We start from the raw sequence: 21,368 nt of genomic DNA on the forward strand, positions 1-21,368 counted from the left end.
TCAACTGCATGTAAAAAGTGGGAGGGGTTACATAATGAGTACAAAGTCATTTGCCGGCATAAAGGTTCTCGACTTAACACGGTATTTGCCGGGAGGGTACGCAACCCAGGTATTTGCCGATCTGGGGGCGGAAGTAATCAAAGTGGAGGAGATCGCAAAAGGCGACTTTTGCCGGGGGGATGAGCCCAAAATAAATGATGTCAGTTACTATTTTGCCGCTTTATGCCGCAACAAAAAAAGCCTGGCCATCAACCTCAAAAGTGACGATGGCCGGAAAATCTTTAAACAGCTGGCGTCAGAGGCTGATATAATCATTGAAAATTTCCGGCCCGGCGTCACCGGGCGGTTGGGTATTGACTATGAGGGAATCAGGCAGATAAACCCTAGAATTATTTACTGCTCTTTATCCGGTTTCGGACAGAACAATTCGTTAAGCGTCAAGGCAATTCATGATTTAAACCTGCAGGCACTGAGCGGTTATTTATCACTAAACGGCGGTAAGCCTTCGCCCATCCATTTAGTTGACGCCGCCACCGCCATGGTTGGGGCGCTGGGGATTTTCACCGCCCTGTTTCACCGGGAAGTAACAGGGGAAGGTCAGTATGTGGATGTATCCATGTTTGAATCCTTTGTCTGGTGGCTCAGCCTGCTCTACAGCAGATTCCACTTTCAGGACAATCAGATTTCTCCGGAAACCATCGAATATCCGGCGCTTTGCTACAACACCTATGAAACCAAAGACCACAAGCTGATGGCTTTTGGCATGGTGGAAGATAAATTCTGGAAAGAATTTTGCCAAAATACCGGCATGGAAGAGTTAATTCCTAAGCAATTTTTACGGCGCCAGGAGGATCCGGCGGCGTGGGAAAAGATGTGCGCCTTAGTCGCCGGCAAGACGCAGGCAGAGTGGCTGGAGTGGCTTAACGGCCGGGACATTTGCATAACTCCGGTCAAGACCATGGGGGAGGCTGTACAGGACATTCTGGCGGCAAATACCGGTATCATGAATTATCTGGAGTTCCCGGTGGTTGGCAGGATACTGCAAACAGGACTGCCGTTAAACCTGTCGGCCATTCCGGTATCGCTGGCGGCGGCCACTCCGCCGCCGGCTTTAGGAGAGCACACGAAAGAACTGCTAATACGGCTGGGCCTGGGCGAAGACGAGATTCAAGCTCTGGCCAAACAGGGCGTGGTCGGCGGTCTGTAAATGGAAAAAGCGCCGACTGTCCATGATCTGCGTTCCGCACTTGCATTACTCAAAGCAGTTCCCGGCCAGCTTATTGAAACCGATGAACCGGTAAATCCTTTTGCCGAGATTTCCGGGGTGTATCGCCATGTCGGCGCCGGTGGAACGGTGGCCCGGCCGACCAGAAAAGGACCGGCAATGATTTTCAATAAGGTGAAAGGTCATGAAAACGCCAGAGTGGCTATTGGGCTTTTAGCCAGCCGGGAGCGGGTGGCACTGCTGCTCAACAGCGCGCCGGAGTGTCTTGGCTTTCTGTTAAAAGCAGCCGTGCTGCAGCCGATTGCGCCGGTGACTGTTTCACCGGCCAGGGCCGTGTGCCAGGAAGTGGTTCATTATGCCGGCGACCCGGATTTTGATATCCGTGCCTTGCTGCCGGCGCCGACCAATACAGTGGAAGATGCCGGCCCGTACATTACTCTGGGGATGTGTTATGCCAGTGATCCCGAAACAGGCGAGTCGGATGTCACCATTCACCGCCTCTGCCTGCAAAGTAAGGATGAAATCTCCATGTACTTCGTGCCGGGCCGGCATCTTGACGTGTTCCGGTGCAAAGCAGAAGCGGCGGGAAAACCCCTGCCGATCTCGGTCAGCATTGGGGTGGACCCGGCCATTGCAATTGCCGCCTGCTTTGAACCGCCGACCACGCCGTTGGGCTTTAATGAATTAAGCATTGCCGGCAGTATCAGAAACAAAGCGGTTGAACTGGTTGACTGCCTGAGTATAAAAGAAAAGGCAATTGCCCATGCGGAGTATGTCATTGAGGGGGAATTGCTGCCGGACGTACGGGTGGCCGAGGATCAACATACCAACACCGGTAAAGCCATGCCGGAATTTCCCGGCTACACCGGTCCTGCCAACCGGTCCTTGCCTGTTATTAAAGTCAAAGCCATTACTCATCGCCGCCACCCGATCATGCAAAGCTGTATCGGACCCAGCGAAGAGCATGTCAGCATGGCCGGTATTCCGACTGAAGCCAGCATTCTGCAAATGACCGAGCGCGCCATGCCGGGCCGGGTGCTGAATGTATACGCGCATGCTGCCGGCGGCGGCAAATATATGGCGGTGCTCCAGTTCAAAAAGACAGTACCGGCCGACGAAGGCCGGCAACGCCAGGCCGCCTTGATTGCCTTTGCCGCTTTTTCGGAATTGAAGCATATTATCCTTGTCGATGAGGATGTTGATATTTTTGACAGCAACGATGTACTGTGGGCCTTAAACACACGCTATCAGGGAGATGTCGATACCATCTTCATTCCCGGGGTGCGCTGCCATCCGCTTGATCCTTCCCAGTCGCCGGAATTCAGCCCCAGTATTCAGGACAAGGGGATTTCCTGCAAAACAATCTTTGACTGCACGGTGCCTTTTAAGCTCAAGCGCAAGTTTGAACGCGCAAAATTTTTGGATATAGACCCGTCCCGGTTTGCGCCCGGGTTATTTACCAATAGTCTGTAATTTATTAGTACGGCTACAGAGCTGTTTACCATTTACTTTTACTTCAAAATTGCCGGATAATTTAAAACTGTTAAATTGTTGTAAATAATGAAGTATAGTACATTGAACATGACAAGTCAAACCGCAGTCCGTTTTTGCAGTACAACTATATGCTTTGGGGGGATTTATTATGGGACACATATTGACAGTTGAACAAAAAGAACTGGTCGAAATGGTACGAAACTTTGCGATTAAAGAAGTAAAGCCGCATGTTAAAGAGCTTGATGAAAAAGGCGAATTTCCGCTGGAACTGCTCAAGCCGGCGTTTGACATGGGCCTGCATTGCCTGGAAATACCTGAGGAATACGGCGGTTCAGGTTTGGACTATCAGACGACAGCCGTCATCTTTGAAGAGTTGGCGAAAGTGGACGCCGGCTATGCCATTTCGCTTGTCACTACCTTTGTTGCCTTACGGTCGGTTATTATGGCAGGCAATGAAGCCCAGAAGAAGCTGTTTGCCGACATTATCATTCCGGGCGCCTTTGGCGCCTTCTGCCTGACAGAGCCCAATTCCGGCTCAGATGCCGGGGCAATGCGGGCCACCGCCGTTAAAGACGGCGATGAATATGTAATTAATGCCAATAAATGCTTTGTTACCAATGGCGGCGTAGCCGACGTATTTGTGGTATTCGCCTCTACCGACAAGAGCAAGGGCATCAAAGGCATATCGGCCTTTATCGTAGAGCGAAGCCGTCCGGGTATTACCATTGGCAAACATGAAGACAAGTTGGGGCTGAGATTGTCAAACACCACTGATGTAACTTTTACCGATGTAAGAGTTCCGGCAGATCATTTACTGGGAAAAGAGGGAACAGGCTTTACCACAGCCATGAATACGCTGAATGTTTCCCGGGCATTTGTCGGCGCTTTGGCTGTTGGTATCTGTCAGGCCGCCATTGATGAAGCCGTGAAATACGCCAAAGAAAGAGTACAATTCAAAAAGCCTATCGGGCAGTTCCAGGCTGTACAAATGATTCTGGCCGATATGGAAATTCAGACCGAGGCCGCCCGGCAACTGGTTCACCATGCCATGATTCTCATGGATGATAACAAACCTGTCGTTAAAGAAGGCTCAATTACCAAAACCTTCTGCGGCGATACTGTGGTGAGGGTCACTACCGATGCTGTTCAGATTTTTGGTGGCTATGGCGTCAGCAAAGAATATCCGGTGGAAAAACTGATGCGGGATTCCAAAGTATTCCAAATTTTCGAAGGCACCAATCAAATCCAGAGAGTGGTCATTGCCAGAGAAATGCTCAAGTAACCGTACTTGCATATGGACTTAAAGGAGGAAGTACTTATGGATATTTTAGTGTGTGTTAAGCAAGTTCCGGATACGGCGGAAATCAAGATTGATCCGGTAACCAATACGCTGATTAGAAGCGGTGTGCCTAGCATTGTCAATCCGTTTGACGCCAATGCCCTGGAAGCCGCCGTGCAGCTTAAAGAGGCCCACGGCGGCACTGTCACTGTTCTCAGCATGGGACCGGAACAGGCTAAGGCTGCTTTGAAAGAATGTCTGTCACTTGGCGCAGATAAGGCCGTGCTCATTAGCGACAGGTTGTTTGGCGGTTCAGATACCCTGGCAACAAGCTATATACTGGCAACTGCTATCAAAAAACTTGGCAATTTTGATCTGATTCTGTGTGGCAAGCAGGCCATTGACGGCGATACCGGCCAGGTTGGGCCGGAGATCGCAGAACATCTGGGGATTGCGCAAGTAACCTTTGCCGCCAAGCTGGAAGTTAACGCAGGCAGCATTACCGTCAACAGAGAGCATGATGAAGGCTATGAAATCGTGGAAGCCGGACTGCCGGCGGTAGTTACGGTGGTAAAATCAATTAACAAGCCCAGATACCCGACCATCAAGAGTAAAATGGCTGCCAATAAAGCAGTCATACCGGTATTCACCGCTGCCGATTTGCCGGAAATCAATAAAGAGCGTATCGGGCTTAAAGGCTCACCCACCAAGGTAAAGAAAACCTTCACGCCGCCGCGTAAAGAATCCGGCATCAGGATTGAGGCCGAAACAGGCTGCGAATGCGCACTGACGCTGCTCGGCAAGTTAACGGAAGCCAAGCTGGTTTAAAGGAGTGTTATTGAAGATGAATATTGCTGATTATAAACATGTATGGGTATTTATCGAGCAGGCTTACGGTGAAGCCAAAAATGTGGGTTTGGAGCTGTTAAACCAAGGAAGAATTCTGGCCGGAGCTCATAATGAGAAGCTCATTGGCGTGGTTATTGGCCAGGATGTGGCGGCTGCCGTCAAATCAGCTATTGCCTACGGTGCTGATGAGGTTATTCTGGTGGAAGGTGAAGAATATAAAGACTACAATACCGACGGCTACACCAATGTAATGGTGAAGTTAATCGAAAAATATAAGCCTTCGGTATTATTAATCGGGGCTTCCAATAACGGCAGGGATTTAGGCCCGCGGCTGGCAGGCAGGCTGGCAACCGGCCTGACAGCCGACTGCACCGGCCTGGGAATTAATGAGGAAACCGGCGATGTCGCCTGGACCAGGCCGGCATTCGGCGGCAACCTGATGGCTACCATCCTGTGTTCTCATACCAGACCGCAAATCGGCACAGTACGGCCCGGAGTGTTTAAAAAGGCCTGCCCCGATCTTGCCAGGAATGCACCTGTCATCAGGGAAGAGATTAGAACACCTGCTGCTGAAATCCGCACCAAAGTCATTGGTTTTATCAAAACAATGGGTGAGGCGGCCGTTAATCTGGAAGAGGCTGAGATCATAGTTTCCGGCGGCAGAGGTATGGCTAATCCGGAGAACTTTGCCCTGCTCAAAGATCTGGCCGATCTTCTGGGCGGGGCCGTGGGGGCCTCCAGGGCGGCTGTGGATGCCGGCTGGATGCCGCCTTTGCAGCAGGTAGGCCAGACCGGCAAGACGGTTGGTCCCCGGATTTATATTGCCTGCGGCATTTCGGGTGCGATTCAGCATCTGGCCGGGATGTCGTCTTCCGATATCATTGTGGCCATCAATAAAGATCCGGATGCGCCCATATTTGATATTGCCGATTATGGCGTTGTCGGTGATTTGTTTGAAGTTATTCCCGTACTGATCGAAGAAATCAGGAAACTTAAAGCAAGCTGACAGCTTCTTTTTATTCTGCTTAATTAACTTGAAACCAGAGAGGGAGTTGAGCCAGATGTCGGCAGGGATTACGTTTAATGAGTCCCGGAAACAGGAATACCGCCAAAAGGGCTACTGGGGGGATGCCACGCTGGCCGATTACTGGAAAATGTCGGTATTAAGCTCCCCGGACAAGACAGCGGTAATTGACCGCCAGGGAACTCGCTATACCTATGCCGAACTTGATGACGCCGCCGGCAGAGTGGCCTCCTTTTTACAGGTGACAGGAGTGGCGCCAGGCGAGTTTGTCTCCTTTCAAATGCCTGGTTGGGCTGAATTTACAGTAATTTATGTAGCCTGTCTGAAAGTGGGGGCGGTGGTAAATCCCATCCTGCCATGCTATCGTGCTGATGAATTATTACATATCCTGACTACATGTGAAACCCAAGTATTCTTTTGCCCATCCGAATTTCGCCGTTTTGACTACCTGCCCATGGTACAGCTGCTGATTTCCCAGGTCCCCAGTCTCAAGGAAGTTGTAGTTGTGGAAAAAGAAAAAGCAGTACAGGCAGGCTGCACCTTAAGCCGGATCATCAGAGAATATCCGCCGCTGGCTGAACACAGGGCCTGCCAGGCAGATGATTTGGCTGCTGTCCTGTTTACTTCAGGCACAGACGGTTTCCCCAAGGGGGTTATGTTTACCCACAATACAATTATTGCAAGTGAAAAGGCTTTTGCCGCTGCCCTGAATTTCACCTATCTTGATGTTATGTTAATGACCGCACCCCTGGCCCATGCCACCGGTTTTCACCACGGTGTGACGGCTCCCTTTTTGTTCGGTGCTACAAGCGTGCTTCAGGATATATTTACCGCAGATACCAGCCTGACATTAATTGCGCAGGAGAGGTGCACCTGCAGTATGGGGGCTACCCCGTTTGTTCATGATATCCTTCGTTCTTTGCAAAACGGGAGACATAATATATCTTCCCTGCGTTTCTTTTTGTGCGGCGGCGCGCCCATACCCCGGCACCTGGTTGAAGAGTCATGGGCAGCAGGGCTTAAGGTGATAGGGGTTTACGGCTCCACCGAGAGTATACCCCATACGGTCGTACGCCTTCATGATCCGCCGGACAAAGTGCTCCATACCGATGGCGCGGCTGTACCGGGTGTCGAGGTGAAGGTAGTGGATGCAGCCCGGCAGCCGGTGCCGTCAGGCGGCGAGGGTGAGGAAGCTTCCCGCGGGCCGGGTGTCTTTGTGGGTTACCTGAAGGAACCTGAGTTGACAGCACAGGTCCTGGATGAGGCTGGCTGGTACTACAGTGGCGATCTCTGCCGGATGGATGAGGACGGCTATATCAGAATTACCGGCAGAAAAAAGGACGTGATCATTCGCGGCGGGGAGAATATCAGCAGTGTCGAAGTCGAAAACATTTTACTCCAAATGCCGACTGTGCAGGAGGCAGGTGTTGTGGCTATGCCGGACCCCAGACTGGGGGAAAGAATCTGCGCGTATGTGGTTCTTGCGGCGGCTGCGGGCGGACTTTCGCTGGCCGATATCCAAGCATTTTTTGCGAAAAAAAAAGTGGCCAAATGTAAATGTCCTGAACGTCTGGAGATTGTAGGCAGCCTCCCCAGGACGGCGTCAGGCAAGATCCAAAAATTTGTGTTGCGTCAGGATATTAAAAATAAACTAAGCCAGCAAAGGTTGGGGAGCTGACCTGGATTACCATCAATGAGCTGGTAAAGGAGAGAGTTGCACAGATGAACGGTTTAGAGGGAATACGGGTAGTTGAGCTGACCTCCTATGTGGCGGCGCCGGCCTGTCCGAGAATTCTTGGTGAAATGGGTGCGGAAATCATTAAGGTTGAACCATTTACCGGCGATGAACAACGTACCCAGGGGCCCGGTTTTGGTATGAAACGGAATGATATTGAAGATCCTGCCTTTGATATGAGCAGTCTCAACAAGAACTGGGTCAGTGTGAATCTGAAAAATCCCGAGGGTCTTGCCTTTGTCTATAAGCTGGTAGAGAGCGCCGATATTGTTGTCACCAGCTTCAGGGATAAAGCGCTGGTAAAATTGGGTCTGGACTATGAAACCCTCAGCGCCAGATTTCCCCATATCGTTTACGGTCATATGCGCGGTTATGGGGAAAGAGGACCGGAAAAGGATTCCAAGGGTTTTGACGCTACGGCTTATTCGGCCCGCGGCGGTCTTATCACCAGTTTTCCGCAAAAGGGTGAAAGCCCGGTTAACGTGCCGGCAGCCTTCGGCGACTTTAACGCGTCCATTGCTTTGACAGCCGGCGTCTTAGCTGCCTTGGTTAATAAACAAAGGACCGGCAAAGGTGACAAAGTGGTGGTCAACCTCTACCACATGGCCGTTTGGGCCATGCAGATCGCCATGGTTTCACGCCAGGCCGGGGCTGAATATCCAAGATCGAGAAAAGAAGTTCCCTGCCCCACCAATAATTGTTATAAGTCCGGGGACGGTATCTGGTTTTTGATCTGTAACGGCAACTATAACAAGTATTTTGATGAGATGTTTACCGCCTTCGGTTTGGAACACCTTGTCGGCAACACCGATTATAATACCCTTGAGGTAATCGGCGAGCATAAGCGAACAGGCGAAGTAATTGCCATGCTGGAAGCAGCCTTTGCTAAAAAAACTTTTGCCGAATGGGAAACCATCTTTAAACAGCATGAGATTCCCTACCAGAAATGCCATACTGTGGATGATGTTCTTGCCGATGAGGAAGCCTATGCCAATGACATCCTGAGACCTTTGCATTACCAGGCGTTTGGCCGGCGGGTCATTCCCACCAGTCCAATCCGGCTGAAGAGTGTCGGTGATCCTGAACTGAGAACCTCCAAACCTATCGGCTACCACACCCGTGAATATCTGCTGAAATATGGCTACACGGCGGCAGATATCGCCAGACTGGAAGCGGCCGGTGCTGTTAAATGCTTTCAGGGTGAACTGTAAATTTTCAATTGATATACAATATAGCGGCCGGCGGAAAAATCCGCCGGCCTTCTTGCAGCTTATCCCTATGCCTTCGCATTATTTACTTGCAGGAGACTTCTCCAAAGTAAACAGTTCATCAATTTTTTCGCCCATAAAGCTGTGGGCGTCTGTTAGTGCCTGATTGTAGATATGCGGCCCAATGTTTTTTACGATGAAGTCAAGCAGCAGTGTGGCAGCTAATTCTGTAATTTCCTCCTCTCGCTCATTAAAGTAGTAACTTTTTATAGCTTCAATAGATTCTTTCTGCTGCTCTTTGGTGAGTTGCAGGGGTTTCATAATTTACCTCCGTATTATAATTTAATATTGGCCGTCCGGCATACCGGTAACAGGCAGATATACTTTTCGGACCGTTTTCTATCCGCAGTAACTAAAATCAATAAATAAATTGACAGAATAGTAAGTGCTCGTATAAAATCTATATATAGATGTATATACTGTGGTTTTACCCAGTATTCCGAAGGAAGGTTTATTATTATGAGAAGTCGTGAAAATCTAATCCCTGTATATTATCGTTTGGCCGAAGATTTAAAAAAACAGATTGAATCCGGTGAATTAAAGGACGGAGACCTTTTGCCAACAGAGGCGCAACTGGGGGAAAAATACGCCATTAGCCGGATGACAGTGCGGCAGGGGCTTGCTTTGCTGGCTGAAGCGGGACTCATTGATACCGTCAAGGGCAAAGGCAGTTTTGTGACCCGGCCCCGCCTAAATCAGCTGGTTATTGATCTTAAACATAGTGCAGCCAACAATGGGCAGCTGCGCCCCAAACTCCTGGCCGTTAATTTAATCCGCAATAATCCGGAATTAGCCAATGACTTGGGGTTTACCGGAGAATCCAATGTGATAACAGTAAAACAGCTTTTATTTAATGAGAGCATGCCGGTGGCTATTGAGGAAAAATTTTTGCGGTACCAAAAAGGCAAGCCCTTATTGGAAACTCAGCTGGAGTACGCTGATTTTCCGGAACTGATTGCCAAACATCAGGAAAGTGTGCCGGTTCGCAATGATATGGTGATATCGGTGGCAGCGTTGTCAGCCGAACAGGCGAAACTGCTGGAGGCGGACGAAGCATTGCCGGCGCTGGTAATCAAGCAGGTTATTTACTCGAAAGACGACATCCCGCTGGGGGTCTCTGTCACGCTTTGCCATAAAGACCGGTTTGAATTAAAGGCGACTTCCTATCCACTTTCAGGGAGGTTATAAATTATGCTGAAAATCCAGAAGATGCTAGTTGGTGCCATGGCCAGACTGGATGAAGCCATGGTAATGAACCTGGTGACGCAAGGCCTTAAGATGGGAATCAATCCTTATGTGCTGCTGGAAGAAATCCGGCAGGGCACTGACAGGGTGGGTGAGCTGTACAGCAAGGGCGAGTACTTTTTGTCAGATCTCATTATGGCTTCCGAAATATTTAAGGATGTGCTGGCACTGGTAAATCAGGATAGGGTTGTTACCGCCCGCAAGATTTATCCTACTGTTATTTTTGGTACGGTGGAAGATGATATTCACGATATTGGCAAAAATATTACAACAGGTATTATGCAGTATAATGGTTTTGGCATCTGTGATTTGGGCGTAGATGTGCCTGCCAGGAAATTTGTTGAGGCCGTCACCTTGCATAACAGCCGGGTTGTATGTTTAACCGGGCTTATTACTGACGCTTATGACTCTATGCGTGATACGGTAGTATGTCTGGAAGAGGCGGGGCTTCGTCCAATGACTACTGTTATTATCGGCGGCCTGGTAAATGAAAGTGTGAGAAAATATACAGGTGCTGACTATTGGGCGACTGATTGTGCCAAGGTCGCGGAACTTTGCCGTAATATCCTGGTTGCCGATAAGCAGATTGTGTAATTGTATATAAAGGAAGTGGCAGAGGATGGGGACGGCGATACTGGCATGCCAGACACTCAGAGATGAGCTTAAACTGACCATTAAAGAAACCGGCGTAAGTTTTCCTACCATTTATGTTGAATCAGGGCTGCATAATACCCCTGAATTATTACACAAAAGAATTCAGGAAGAAATCAATAGAATTGATAATATTGATGTAATATTACTATTATTTGGATACTGTGGCAATAGTTTGCTGGGGATTAAATCAGATAAAGCCAACCTCGTAATTCCTAAGGTTGATGATTGTATTCCGCTGCTCTTAGGTTCCTGCGAAGCCAGAAAAAATATATCCAAGGAAATGGGAACCTATTTTTTGACAAAAGGCTGGCTTGATTATGAGAATAATTTATTGCGCGAATATGACCGTTGTATTGAGCGGTACGGGCAGGTTAGAACCTCAAAGATAATGAAAATAATGCTTGGCCATTATAAGCGGTTTATGTTGATAGATACCGGTGCTTATCCGGTAGAGGAAGTACTGCCCCGAACACAAGCTTTTGCCGAACGGCTTACCATGCAGCATGAGGTGGCGCAAGGCTCCCTGCGTTTATTCCGTAAGCTGTTGACAGGTCCCTGGGATGAGGAGTTTTTGGTACTGGAACCGGGAAATGCCGTTACTATGAGCGATATATGCGGCAGTAGTGATGGTCAGTCTCAAGTTAATCTCCCGAAATCTCTATAATTACCAATGACAAATACAAACAGAGCAGAAAAATATACTTTTGTGGTTACCTGGGAGGTAGCCTTTTTATTTTGCCATCGCTTATCCTTGCGGGTGAAGTGTGACGCAACAGTGTTATCCCAAAGAGGGCAGGCAATCAATTAAAGTTATTGTTTAAAATTAAAAGAAAAGTCAAAAAAATATTGACAAGTCAAGTATCACAGATTATTATATAGATGTATATACAAGATAACCGGACATAGTTACAACTACTTGTTTTATGGTATTCATTCTATAGTGGATAAGCGTACTTAAGTCTGCTTTATAGCTGGTACCCATAATGGCACTGCAATTGCATTGGGGTAAAGGATATTCGGGAACATCTAAGTCAAAGGAGTGCAGGGTATGAAACTTGAGGATGTTATAGAAGCTGCCGATATTTTTCGTGAACTTAATGTGTTTGATTGCTCTGTTATGGTATGTGATACTGAGGGACGAATTCTTCATTATTCACCGGCAGAAACATTTTACGCTGAGGTCAAAATTGGTGAAATTGCCAAAGGCGGGGCTATGCTGGAATGTATCAAGACCCGTAAGAAAGTAGTGGCTTCGCTGCCTAAGGCGATATACGGAATTCCGTGCAAAGCCATTGTCAGGCCCATATTTGATGAAAATCAGCAGTTTATTGGCATAGTCGGCGCGGCTATAAGCATGCACACCCATGAAATCCTGCAAAATGCCGCGCAAACGATTGCGGCAACTTCTCAGCAATTGAGCGCAACAGTTGAAAATCTTACAACAACAGCCGGCCAGCTTTCCGGGGATCTTGCCCAGGTTCGCCTGGACGGAGAGAAAGTTCTGGCAGACATTCATAAAACAACCGATATTTTACGGTTTGTCAGCGACATTGCCGCCAACTCCAACCTGTTGGGGCTTAATGCTGCGATTGAAGCAGCAAGAGCGGGCGAACATGGCCGCGGCTTTGCCGTTGTCGCGGAGGAAATCAGAAAAATGGCTGTTAATAGTGGAAATTCGGTCAAAGATATAGCTGCCATACTTAGCACCATACAGCAGGATACTACCAATGTAGTGGAGGTTTTAGTGAAAACCGCGGTATTGGGCAGCACACAAGCCGTTTCTACAGGTGAAATCTCGGCATCCATGCAGCAGCTGGCCGCGACTGCGGCTGATATACAGAAGGTTGCAGACTCTGTGTAAGATAATTAAACATTTGGGGAGTGGGATGAAATGAAAGATGTAATGACTGCAGAAGAGAGACTGGTGGCCTCAATTAATCTTCAACCGGTGGACAGGGTAGTCTGTGCACCTATTATTGAGCAGTATGCGGGACAACATGTGGGGTTAACCAACAAAGAATTCCTCTGGAACTGGGACAAAGCCCAGGCGGCTATCCACAAGGTATGGGAGGATTACCCGGTATGGGATAGCAATGCCTACATGCTGCACGGAAGAATTGGGCCGGTAGCTACGAAATGCGGCCCGGGCCAATTCAGAATGCCTGGCAAAGAACTGGAGGAAAACGCCCAATACCAAATCCATGAATATGAGGCAATGACCCGTGAGGATTACCCCCTGCTGAAAGAAAAAGGCTGGGCCGAGTATCGTATGACTTTTCTTGAAAGAATTCATAACGTAAGTCGTGAGGAAGTGCTTGCCGGTCAGCAGGAAATGGCAAAACTGCGGCAAGATGAGATCGATCGCAGCCTGGCACGCGGTCAGAGCTTAACCTGGGGAGCCATCATGGGTACGGTGCCGTTTGATGCATTATCTATTGTACGCTCCATGGAACGTTTTTATAAAGATATGTATCAAATCGGGGATCAGGTGGAAGAACTGCTATGGATTATTAATGATGCTGTGATTGCCGGCAGTGAGGCGGCAGCCAAGGCAACCGGGATAAACCGCATATTTGTCGGCGGGGTAAGAGGCGCCGGCCAGTTCATTAATAAGAAAAACTTTGAACGTTTTGTCTGGCCGCAATTGAAGGTTATGGTTGAACGGCTGGTGGAAAAGGATATTGTTCCTGTTCTTCATTTTGACGCTGACTGGACCAAGAATTTAGAATACTTCCTTGACCTGCCTAAAGCTAAATTTATCCTGGAATTGGACAGTGCGACAGATATCTTTAAAGCCCACGAGATACTTAAGGGGCATTGCGCCATCAAGGGGGACGTAAGCCCGGCATTATTTACCGTTGCTGCTCCCAGTGAGCTGGACGAATACGCGAAAAAATTAATTAACACCTTCCGCAATGGTGAAGGGTTGATTTATTCATCAGGCTGCAATCTGCCGATGAATGCCAAACGGGCCAATGTGGATGCCTTCTTTGCCGCAGTGGAGAAATACGGCCGCTATAATTAACCTGTATTTTGCAAAACAGTTTCACCATGCGTGGAACTGTTTTGCCCTGTTTCGGGGTTATTTTTCTTTACAGGAATATTGTCGTAATATGCCGAATATTCCGAAGTACTGAAAGGAGGTGGTTCTGTGCCGCGCGTTGCAAAAAAGACGAGGCGTAATTATCAACTGGCAAAACAGAATTTGGATCAAATATTTGCTAATCTGCCTGATCCGATATTTGTTACTGATCGGTATGGTAATGTGTTGTTGTCCAATTCAACGACTGCCTTGACGCTGGATATGTCACTGGATCAACTGTTAAAGTCCAATGTGCGCGATCTGGTTGATAAGGAGTACTATAATAAATCGTACGCAGTAGAGGCTGCTGCCCAAAAATGCGTGGTAAAGGGCGAACTGACAACTAAACTCGGCATTAAACAGCTGTCCACCAGTACGCCGATTATGGATGAGGAAGGAAACGTTATTCTGGTATTGACTACAGGCAGGCCGGCAGAGTCTACGGAGAAAAACACGGGGGTGGAGGAACGGGAGTGCAGCAATCGGCGTAAACGGGAAATGGAATACCTGCGAAGCTATGTGCTGGATAAAGAAACAATTGTAGCTGAGAGCAAAGTTATGAAGCAGCTCTTGCTGAAGGTGCATGCCGTTGCCCAGACAGACAGCACGGTGGTGTTAAACGGCGAGTCGGGAACAGGTAAGGAAATTTTGGCAAAATATCTGCACCGTCACAGTAAACGTTCCGGCGAAGCCTTCATTGCCGTAAACTGCGCCACACTGCCTGATCATCTGGTGGAATCGGAATTATTTGGCTATGAAAAAGGAGCTTTTACCGGTGCAAGCACAGAAGGGAAAATCGGCTTATTTGAAGCCGCTCACCGGGGTACGTTATTTTTAGACGAAATTGCTGAATTGCCGCTGCCGCTCCAGTCCAAACTTCTCCGGGTACTGGAAACCCGCGAAGTAAGACGGTTAGGCAGCCATATTGACCGGAAGCTGGATTTCCGGCTAATTGTTGCGACTCACAAGGATTTGCACAAAATGACCCAGGAAGGAAGCTTTCGTACCGATTTATTTTACCGACTGAATGTCATACCTGTGCAGATACCGCCGCTCAGGGAGCGGCCGGAAGATATGATCGCACTGGCTTTAAAGTTTTTTGATTACTTCAAGAAGAAATACGATTTGGATGTCCAGCTGGACCCGGATACCATTCAATCCCTGTATAAACACAACTGGCCGGGCAATGTCCGTGAACTGAGAAATGTTATTGAACGTCTGGTGATTAACAGTTTGCAAAATTATTCTGCGGAGTTTCTGGAACTTGAGCAGCGTATGGCGGGCTTTAAGCAGGAAAATGGTTATTTGCAGGCAGCCGGACTTAACGGGACCTTAAAGGAAGTTATGAAGTCTTTGGAAAAGCAGTATATTTACCAGGTGTTGAACCAATGTGGCGGCAGAATCGGTGAGACGGCTGAAAAACTGGGGATTTACCGTACTGTTTTATACCGGAAGCTCAGAGCGTTTGAGCAGGATGATGAAAAAAACAAATAGCGCAGCATAGTCGTGTAATACGATTACGCAATAGCGGCTGAATGGTATGGTCTTACTGTACCTTCAGTTTTTTTTTGCAAAAGCGGATGGTGCTGTAACAATCCGCTTTTGATGTACCTGTTTAGGTACATCAATTTTTTGAATTTTGGTAAATGTCGCAATATTGGTACCTAACCTAACACAAGCAGTAAATGGCAGGCCTTATTATGCCTGAATGTATTGAGGTTTACGGTTTTTTTTTGCGGTTGGCATTAATTTTGCAATATATTGTAGCGCAATCAGTTTTTAGAATAGAAAGGAGTACATCGTATGTCAAAAATTATAACAGCCGAGCAGGCAGCCAACCTGATTCAAGATGGCGCCACCGTAGCGGCAACCGGGTTTGGGCTTGCCGCCTGGGCGGAAGAGATTGCGCAGGCAATTGAAAAAAGATTTGTGGAAACCGGCCATCCCAGGAATATAACCCTGACACATGCGTCAGCTATTGGTGACTGGAAAGAACGCGGGACAACCCGCCTGGGCAAGGAAGGTCTTGTCAAGCGATGGATTGGCGCCCATATTGGTTCATCGGCCGGTATGTCCAAATTACTGGCAGAAAATAAAATAGAAGCCTATTGTTTGCCACAAGGGGTTATCGTCCAGTTATTCCGCGAAATTGCCGCCAAACGCCCGGGGCTGATTACCAAAGTAGGGATGGGAACTTTTGTCGACCCGCGGGTTGACGGCGCGAAAATGAATACCGCCACTACCGAAGATATTGTAAAAGTCGTCGAGTTTGAAGGGGAGGAATGGCTTTTCTATAAAACCTTCCCCATCAATGTGGCTCTCATCCGGGGAACAACGGTAGATGAACACGGCAACCTTACCATGGAAAATGAGGGCGTGCTGATGGAAGCCCTGCCGCTGGCCCAGGCTGCGAAAAACTCCGGCGGCATTGTTATTGTGCAGGCTGAATATCTGGCGAAAGCCGGTTCGCTCCATCCTAAGCAGGTAAGAGTTCCGGGAATTCTCGTGGATCATATTGTGATCGCAACCAAACAGGAATGCTGCTGGCAAACAGAAGGCTTGTATTTTAATCCTGCCTTTTCCGGTGATATTAAAGTGCCGCTTAACAGTATCCCCGAATTGGCGCTTGACGAACGCAAAATCATCGCCCGCCGCGCCGCTATGGAATTGGCCCCCAATACCATTGTCAACTTAGGAGTGGGTATTCCCAGTGATGTGGCGGCCATTGCCGCCGAGGAAAATGCCACAGAGCTGCTGACCCTGACTACCGAGGCCGGCGGCATTGGCGGTGTACCGGCAAGTCTTCCCCATTTTGGCCAGGCCTATAACGCGCAGGCCATTGTCGAGCATCACTCGCAATTTGACTATTATGACGGCGGCGGGATTGATGTAGCCTTCCTGGGGCTTGCCCAGACAGACAAAGAAGGAAACGTGAATGTCAGCAAATTTAAAGGCCGGCCGATGGGCTGCGGCGGCTTTATCAATATTACGCAAAGCTCTAAGAAAGTGGTGTATTGCGGTTCCTTTACCGCCGGGGGGCTTGAGGTTGCGGGACAGGATGGCAAGCTGGTCATCATTAAAGAAGGAAAAAATAAAAAGTTCATTGAGCGTGTTGAGCAGATTACTTTCAGCGGTAAATATGCCGCCCGGGTAAACCAACCGGTGGTCTATGTAACCGAGCGCGCCGTATTTGTCCTGGAAAATGGCCAGGTAATGCTCACTGAGATTGCCCCCGGCATTGATTTGGAACAAGACGTATTAGCGCTTATGGATTTTAAACCGGTTATTTCTCCTAACCTGACAACCATGCCGAGCGAAATTTTCCAGCCCAAATGGGGCCTGCTCAAGCAGATTATTGAAGCCAACACGAAAGGTTGATGATTATGGTTGATATGTCGCTCACCCCTGAACAACAAAGAATACAACAATTAGCCCGGGATTTTACGGCACAGCACATTCTGCCGGTAGACCGGGAGTGGGATGAAAAAGGTGAGTTTCATGAATTCATCCTGGAAGAAGTGAAAAAAGCCGGACTGAACTGCATGGCCGTTCCCCAGGAATACGGCGGTCCCGGCTATGACGCCGTTACGCAGTCTTTGGTAGCCGAAGAATGGGGCTATGGCTGCGCGGCCTTTGCCACAACGCTTGGCGGCAACGGCCTGAGCTCTTACCCTCTGGCGATAGCCGGTACGGATGAACAAAAGCGGCTGTATTACGGCCGGCTGGTAAACGGCGGTATGGGCGGCTTTGCCCTTACCGAGCCGGGGGCGGGCTCTGATGCCGGGGCTTGCGCCACCATTGCCAAACTTGATGGCGACGAATGGATTATTAATGGGACGAAATGCTTTGCCACTACCTGCGGTTATGCCGATATCATGGTGATTTTCGCTTCCACCGACCCCACTAAAGGGGTTAAAGGCTTAAGCGCCTTTATTGTTGAGAAAGAGCGTGAAGGCGTCGTTGTTGGCGCGGTGGAGCACAAAATGGGAATTCGCAGCTCCAATACGGTGGAATTGCTGTTAAAAAATGTAAGGGTGCCTAAGTCCCACCTGCTGGGCAAAGAAGGCGAAGGCATGAAGCTGGCCATGAAAACACTGGATATGGCGCGTCCTATCGTGGCTTCGCTTGCCGTTGGCGTTGGTCGGCGGGCGCTTGATGAAGCTCTCAAATATGCCAAAGAATATCTTGACATTAATGGCAAGCCTATCGGCCAGCATCAGGCGGTGGCTTTTAAACTGGCCGATATGGCTACCCGGGTGGAAGCCGCGAGACAGCTGGTGCGCAACGCGCTGCGGCTGAAAGATGCCGGTGTGCCGTATACCAAAGAAGCCGCCATGGCAAAAACCTTTGCCACCGATGCCGCCATGCGGGTGACCGCCGATGCGGTGGAACTTATGGGACAGTACGGCTACTCCCGGGATTCTGTCGTGGAGAAGCTCATGCGGGATGCCAAGGTTACGCAAATATATGAGGGCACCAATCAGGTTCAACGGATTGTAATATCCGGCATTTTGCTTAATTCTTAGATTGAGCGGCATAAGGAAAAGGAGGGTAACGCATGGGTTATCTATTAACGGAAGAACAACAGCTTATTCAGCAGAATGCCCGGGATTTTGCCCAGGAGTATATAGCGCCGGCAGCTGCTGAAATTGATCATACAGGCGCACATCCGGCCGATATTGTAGCAAAAATGGTGGAACAGGATTTTCTCGGCATTTTTATGCCGGCAGAATTTGGCGGTGCTGAGGCCGGCTATCTCAGTTACTCACTAATTATTGAGGAAATTTCCCGGGTCAGTGGAGCGGTGGCTGCCATTCTTGTCAATCATGCCTCGCTGGCAGCCTACAGCATTAGCCGCTGGGGTTCCGGCGAGCAAAAGAAAACCTATCTGGCGGCGCTTTGTCAGGGAGAAAAACTGGGTGCTTTTGCGCTGGCGGAGCCGGGTGCGGCTCCCGGTGCCGGTCAGCAAAAAGTAGTGGCACACAAAGACGGCGACGACTATGTGTTAAATGGCCGCAAGTGCTATGTCGCCAATGGTGGTGCCGCCGGAGTCTATATTGTAATTGCCCAGACCAAGCCGGAGGCCGGTGCACAGGGAATGAGCGCGTTTATTGTGGACAGTGGCACAGCAGGGTTGTCGGTAGTGCGGACAATTGGCAAAATGGGCTTGCTCGGCTGCCAGTCGGCCGAACTGGAGTTTAATAATGTAAAAATACCGGCCGCCAATCTTTTAGGTGCGGAAGGCACCGGGCTGGCCATTGCCGCAGAAGCCCAGGCGGCGGCAGCAATCGCCGAGGGGGCCATGGTGGTGGGGATTGCCCAGGCGGCTATGGAAGATGCCGTGAAATACGGCAAGCAGAGAATTCAGTTCCGGCGTCCTATTGCCAGCTTCCCGGCAATTCAAACCATGCTGGCCGATATGGCTGCCAATATTCATCTGCTGCGCCTGGCTGTCTATGATGCCGCCAGTCTGCTGGAAAAAGGCGAGCCGTTTGCCAATGAGGCGGCCATCATCAAGCTGTTTGCCGCCAGGGCCGGGCAAAGCGCGCTTATTGATGTTATTCAGGTGGAAGGCGGTTATGGTTACAGCCAGGAAATGCCGGCTTCCCGCCTGTATCGCGATGTCAAAGGCGTGGTTATTAAAGACAGTTCACTGGATTTCCCGGAAAAAATCATTGCCGGCAACCTGCTGGCCTGATATTGGCAAGTCGACTATGAATTGGAAGGAGAGGCTCTCTCCTGTATCAAGAAAGGGGTAAACCATGCAAAAGCTTCTTGTCTGCTACAAGTGGGTATTGGACGAACAAGATATAAAAATAGCGGGAGATCTGTCTCTCGACACCGGCAGGGCCAAATACAAAATCAGCGACTATGACAAAAATGCAATTGAAGAAGGTGTACTGTTAGCGGAAAAGCATGGTGCCAGCGTTGAAGCCCTTACTTTTGGGACTGAGGTGGCCAAACAATCACTGAAAGACGCTTTATCCAGAGGTCTGGACAAAGTGTATTGGATTGGCGATGAAGCGGGCAAACAGGCGGACGCCTTTGTAACGGCCAATATATTGGCCGCCGCTGTCAATAAAATCGGGGTTTTTGACCTGGTTCTGTGCGGCGAAGGCAGTTCTGACTCCTATAGTCAGCAGACAGCCCCCCGGCTGGCTGGTTTACTCGGGGTTCCGGCCATAACCTATGTTCAACAGCTTACTGTTGTTGACGGACGCATTGTGGCAATCCGTAAGCTGGGTGATTGCACCGAAGAAATAACTGTAACCGGCCCGGCCGTAATCAGCGTCCTGCCGGAAATTAACAAGCCGCGTATACCCGGTCTGAAGCAGGTTATGGCTGCCGCCAAAAAGCCTTCCGAGGAAATAAAAGTGACCGACCTGGGACTTGCCGCCGAAAAATTGACGCCTAAAGTGCGCTCTACCAGTCTCAAGGGCTACAGCATGGATCGGAAAAAGGTCATTTTTAAAGAAGCCAATCCAGCCGATAATGTCGCCAAATTAGTTGCCAGTCTTGCCCAAGAGGGACTGTGCTAAAGGAAAGGGGTAGTTTTGAACATGCCAGGAATTTGGATTTATTCTGAAGACAGCGCAGTTGTCAGGCAGCTTTTGACGGCCGGCCTGGAATTAAAACAAGTCATGCAGCAGCCTGTTAATGTAATTACACTTAACCCTGAGGCTGCGCCAGGTTTCGCTAATGCCGGCGCCGATAGGGTATATGTGCTTGCAGGCACCAATCCTTGGCCGGAAAGCTATGTTGCGGCTATCACCGGTATTTTGGAGCAAGAGCAGGCAAGTGTATTTTTGGCCGGGGCGACCATGCGCGGCAAAGATCTGGCCGCACAGGTTGCGGCAGGTCTCAATACCGGTCTGGTTACCGATGCGTTGAGCCTTCAATATCTTGACGGTGCAATTGAGACCACACGTTTGCTGTATGGCGGTTTAGCCGTGTGCACGGAAACGGCTGCCTTACCGGCCCTTGTGACCATTCCCCCCCGGACTTTCGCTGAAGCTGCGGCTCAGGCCGGACAAGGGGAAATACGTACCATTGAAGTCAACAATACGGATGACAGAGTGACGGTCAGCAATGTCTGCCCGATCCTTCGCCAGGGCGCCGATATTGCCGCCGCCGGCCGGGTGGTGTGCGTGGGCCGCGGCTTGGCCAGACAGGAAGATCTGACAATGGCAGAGCAGCTTGCGGCTGCCGCCGGCGCCGAAATTGGCTGCACCCGCGGTATCGCGGAGGATTACCACTGGCTGCCCAGTGATCGCTATATCGGCATTTCCGGTCAGAAAATCAAGCCGGAGCTGTATATCGGGATGGGTATTTCCGGCCAGGTGCAGCATGTTGTCGGTATCAGGGACGCTAAGATTATTGTCGCCATTGATACTAATGAAAAAGCTCCGATTTTTGAAGCAGCCGATTACGGCATAGTAGGGGACATGTACGAAATCGTTCCCTTGTTAACCGCCGCTTTGCAGAAAAAATAGAAACAGGGTTACAGTAGGGG

19 protein-coding genes are annotated in these 21,368 nt (G+C 49.5%); 18 read left to right on the forward strand and 1 reads right to left on the reverse strand.

Translation table 11 applies throughout. The features are described from left to right. Nucleotides 1–34: 34 nt before the first annotated feature. From GT1_RS18490 to GT1_RS18520, 7 genes are all read left to right on the forward strand, one after another. Nucleotides 35–1,207: a CaiB/BaiF CoA-transferase family protein gene (locus GT1_RS18490; protein ID WP_188399950.1), complete on the forward strand. Its 1,173-nt coding sequence runs from the start codon at nt 35–37 to the stop codon at nt 1,205–1,207. Next, nucleotides 1,208–2,698: a UbiD family decarboxylase gene (locus GT1_RS18495; RefSeq protein WP_188399951.1), complete on the forward strand. Its 1,491-nt coding sequence runs from the start codon at nt 1,208–1,210 to the stop codon at nt 2,696–2,698. It begins immediately after the preceding gene. A 169-nt stretch (nt 2,699–2,867) separates the two neighbouring features. Then, a complete protein-coding gene (locus GT1_RS18500; RefSeq protein WP_188399952.1) occupies nt 2,868–4,001 on the forward strand; it encodes an acyl-CoA dehydrogenase family protein in 1,134 nt (377 codons plus the stop codon). A 36-nt stretch (nt 4,002–4,037) separates the two neighbouring features. Further along, nucleotides 4,038–4,826: an electron transfer flavoprotein subunit beta/FixA family protein gene (locus tag GT1_RS18505; protein ID WP_188399953.1), complete on the forward strand. Its 789-nt coding sequence runs from the start codon at nt 4,038–4,040 to the stop codon at nt 4,824–4,826. Nucleotides 4,827–4,842: 16 nt separating this feature from the next. Beyond that, nucleotides 4,843–5,853 (forward strand): electron transfer flavoprotein subunit alpha/FixB family protein, encoded by a 1,011-nt coding sequence (locus tag GT1_RS18510; protein WP_188399954.1) that lies wholly within the window; start codon nt 4,843–4,845, stop codon nt 5,851–5,853. Nucleotides 5,854–5,908: 55 nt separating this feature from the next. Beyond that, complete coding sequence (gene fadK / locus GT1_RS18515) at nt 5,909–7,549, forward strand: medium-chain fatty-acid--CoA ligase (RefSeq protein WP_188399955.1); 1,641 nt, start codon at nt 5,909–5,911, stop codon at nt 7,547–7,549. Nucleotides 7,550–7,593: 44 nt separating this feature from the next. Beyond that, nucleotides 7,594–8,817 (forward strand): CaiB/BaiF CoA-transferase family protein, encoded by a 1,224-nt coding sequence (locus GT1_RS18520; protein ID WP_188399956.1) that lies wholly within the window; start codon nt 7,594–7,596, stop codon nt 8,815–8,817. A gap of 78 nt (nt 8,818–8,895) precedes the next feature. Here GT1_RS18520 and GT1_RS18525 read toward each other — a convergent pair whose 3' ends face one another. Continuing rightward, nucleotides 8,896–9,135 carry a DUF2164 domain-containing protein gene (locus GT1_RS18525; RefSeq protein ID WP_075756664.1) on the reverse strand — a complete coding sequence of 80 codons (240 nt, stop codon included), beginning with the start codon at nt 9,133–9,135 and terminating at the stop codon, nt 8,896–8,898. 198 nt (nt 9,136–9,333) lie between these two features. Here GT1_RS18525 and GT1_RS18530 point away from each other — a divergent pair, with 198 nt between their 5' ends. The 11 genes from GT1_RS18530 to GT1_RS18580 all read left to right on the forward strand — a co-directional run bounded on the left by GT1_RS18530 (nt 9,334) and on the right by GT1_RS18580 (nt 21,348). After that, the gene (locus tag GT1_RS18530) at nt 9,334–10,062 is read left to right on the forward strand and encodes a GntR family transcriptional regulator (protein ID WP_188399957.1); all 729 of its coding nucleotides are present in this window, start codon (nt 9,334–9,336) and stop codon (nt 10,060–10,062) included. A 3-nt stretch (nt 10,063–10,065) separates the two neighbouring features. Further along, nucleotides 10,066–10,713, forward strand: coding sequence for a B12-binding domain-containing protein (locus GT1_RS18535; protein ID WP_188399958.1), 648 nt, complete (start codon nt 10,066–10,068; stop codon nt 10,711–10,713). A gap of 25 nt (nt 10,714–10,738) precedes the next feature. Further along, nucleotides 10,739–11,437, forward strand: coding sequence for a DUF1638 domain-containing protein (locus GT1_RS18540; protein ID WP_188399959.1), 699 nt, complete (start codon nt 10,739–10,741; stop codon nt 11,435–11,437). A 384-nt stretch (nt 11,438–11,821) separates the two neighbouring features. Then, nucleotides 11,822–12,634, forward strand: coding sequence for a methyl-accepting chemotaxis protein (locus tag GT1_RS18545; protein WP_188399960.1), 813 nt, complete (start codon nt 11,822–11,824; stop codon nt 12,632–12,634). Between the two features lie 30 nt (nt 12,635–12,664). Then, entirely contained in the window at nt 12,665–13,798 is a 1,134-nt protein-coding gene (locus GT1_RS18550) for a uroporphyrinogen decarboxylase family protein (protein WP_075756669.1), read from the forward strand. A gap of 126 nt (nt 13,799–13,924) precedes the next feature. Further along, nucleotides 13,925–15,349 (forward strand): sigma-54-dependent Fis family transcriptional regulator, encoded by a 1,425-nt coding sequence (locus GT1_RS18555; protein WP_223226367.1) that lies wholly within the window; start codon nt 13,925–13,927, stop codon nt 15,347–15,349. A 309-nt stretch (nt 15,350–15,658) separates the two neighbouring features. Next, complete coding sequence (locus tag GT1_RS18560) at nt 15,659–17,233, forward strand: acyl CoA:acetate/3-ketoacid CoA transferase (protein WP_188399961.1); 1,575 nt, start codon at nt 15,659–15,661, stop codon at nt 17,231–17,233. Then, complete coding sequence (locus GT1_RS18565; protein WP_308507636.1) at nt 17,233–18,381, forward strand: acyl-CoA dehydrogenase family protein; 1,149 nt, start codon at nt 17,233–17,235, stop codon at nt 18,379–18,381. The genes GT1_RS18560 and GT1_RS18565 overlap by 1 nt, the downstream gene beginning before the upstream one ends. Before the next feature lie 32 nt (nt 18,382–18,413). Beyond that, the gene (locus GT1_RS18570; protein ID WP_188399962.1) at nt 18,414–19,553 is read left to right on the forward strand and encodes an acyl-CoA dehydrogenase family protein; all 1,140 of its coding nucleotides are present in this window, start codon (nt 18,414–18,416) and stop codon (nt 19,551–19,553) included. Nucleotides 19,554–19,617: 64 nt separating this feature from the next. Continuing rightward, the gene (locus GT1_RS18575) at nt 19,618–20,394 is read left to right on the forward strand and encodes an electron transfer flavoprotein subunit beta/FixA family protein (protein ID WP_188399963.1); all 777 of its coding nucleotides are present in this window, start codon (nt 19,618–19,620) and stop codon (nt 20,392–20,394) included. 21 nt (nt 20,395–20,415) lie between these two features. Continuing rightward, nucleotides 20,416–21,348 (forward strand): electron transfer flavoprotein subunit alpha/FixB family protein, encoded by a 933-nt coding sequence (locus GT1_RS18580; protein ID WP_188399964.1) that lies wholly within the window; start codon nt 20,416–20,418, stop codon nt 21,346–21,348. Nucleotides 21,349–21,368 lie beyond the last annotated feature (20 nt).

This window comes from Sporomusa sp. GT1 (genome assembly GCF_014634905.1).
Taxonomy (GTDB): Bacteria; Bacillota; Negativicutes; order Sporomusales; family Sporomusaceae; genus Sporomusa; species Sporomusa sphaeroides.

What these genes read in the sequence shown, in the direction of transcription:
- GT1_RS18570 (WP_188399962.1), top strand. Translation starts at nt 18,414, where the DNA reads ATGGGTTATCTATTAACGGAAGAACAACAGCTTATTCAGCAGAATGCC.
- fadK (WP_188399955.1), top strand. Translation starts at nt 5,909, where the DNA reads ATGTCGGCAGGGATTACGTTTAATGAGTCCCGGAAACAGGAATACCGC.
- GT1_RS18495 (WP_188399951.1), top strand. Translation starts at nt 1,208, where the DNA reads ATGGAAAAAGCGCCGACTGTCCATGATCTGCGTTCCGCACTTGCATTA.
- GT1_RS18525 (WP_075756664.1), bottom strand. Translation starts at nt 9,135, where the DNA reads ATGAAACCCCTGCAACTCACCAAAGAGCAGCAGAAAGAATCTATTGAA.
- GT1_RS18540 (WP_188399959.1), top strand. Translation starts at nt 10,739, where the DNA reads ATGGGGACGGCGATACTGGCATGCCAGACACTCAGAGATGAGCTTAAA.
- GT1_RS18550 (WP_075756669.1), top strand. Translation starts at nt 12,665, where the DNA reads ATGAAAGATGTAATGACTGCAGAAGAGAGACTGGTGGCCTCAATTAAT.
- GT1_RS18560 (WP_188399961.1), top strand. Translation starts at nt 15,659, where the DNA reads ATGTCAAAAATTATAACAGCCGAGCAGGCAGCCAACCTGATTCAAGAT.
- GT1_RS18575 (WP_188399963.1), top strand. Translation starts at nt 19,618, where the DNA reads ATGCAAAAGCTTCTTGTCTGCTACAAGTGGGTATTGGACGAACAAGAT.
- GT1_RS18535 (WP_188399958.1), top strand. Translation starts at nt 10,066, where the DNA reads ATGCTGAAAATCCAGAAGATGCTAGTTGGTGCCATGGCCAGACTGGAT.
- GT1_RS18520 (WP_188399956.1), top strand. Translation starts at nt 7,594, where the DNA reads ATGAACGGTTTAGAGGGAATACGGGTAGTTGAGCTGACCTCCTATGTG.
- GT1_RS18500 (WP_188399952.1), top strand. Translation starts at nt 2,868, where the DNA reads ATGGGACACATATTGACAGTTGAACAAAAAGAACTGGTCGAAATGGTA.
- GT1_RS18565 (WP_308507636.1), top strand. Translation starts at nt 17,233, where the DNA reads ATGATTATGGTTGATATGTCGCTCACCCCTGAACAACAAAGAATACAA.
- GT1_RS18510 (WP_188399954.1), top strand. Translation starts at nt 4,843, where the DNA reads ATGAATATTGCTGATTATAAACATGTATGGGTATTTATCGAGCAGGCT.
- GT1_RS18530 (WP_188399957.1), top strand. Translation starts at nt 9,334, where the DNA reads ATGAGAAGTCGTGAAAATCTAATCCCTGTATATTATCGTTTGGCCGAA.
- GT1_RS18580 (WP_188399964.1), top strand. Translation starts at nt 20,416, where the DNA reads ATGCCAGGAATTTGGATTTATTCTGAAGACAGCGCAGTTGTCAGGCAG.
- GT1_RS18490 (WP_188399950.1), top strand. Translation starts at nt 35, where the DNA reads ATGAGTACAAAGTCATTTGCCGGCATAAAGGTTCTCGACTTAACACGG.
- GT1_RS18545 (WP_188399960.1), top strand. Translation starts at nt 11,822, where the DNA reads ATGAAACTTGAGGATGTTATAGAAGCTGCCGATATTTTTCGTGAACTT.
- GT1_RS18505 (WP_188399953.1), top strand. Translation starts at nt 4,038, where the DNA reads ATGGATATTTTAGTGTGTGTTAAGCAAGTTCCGGATACGGCGGAAATC.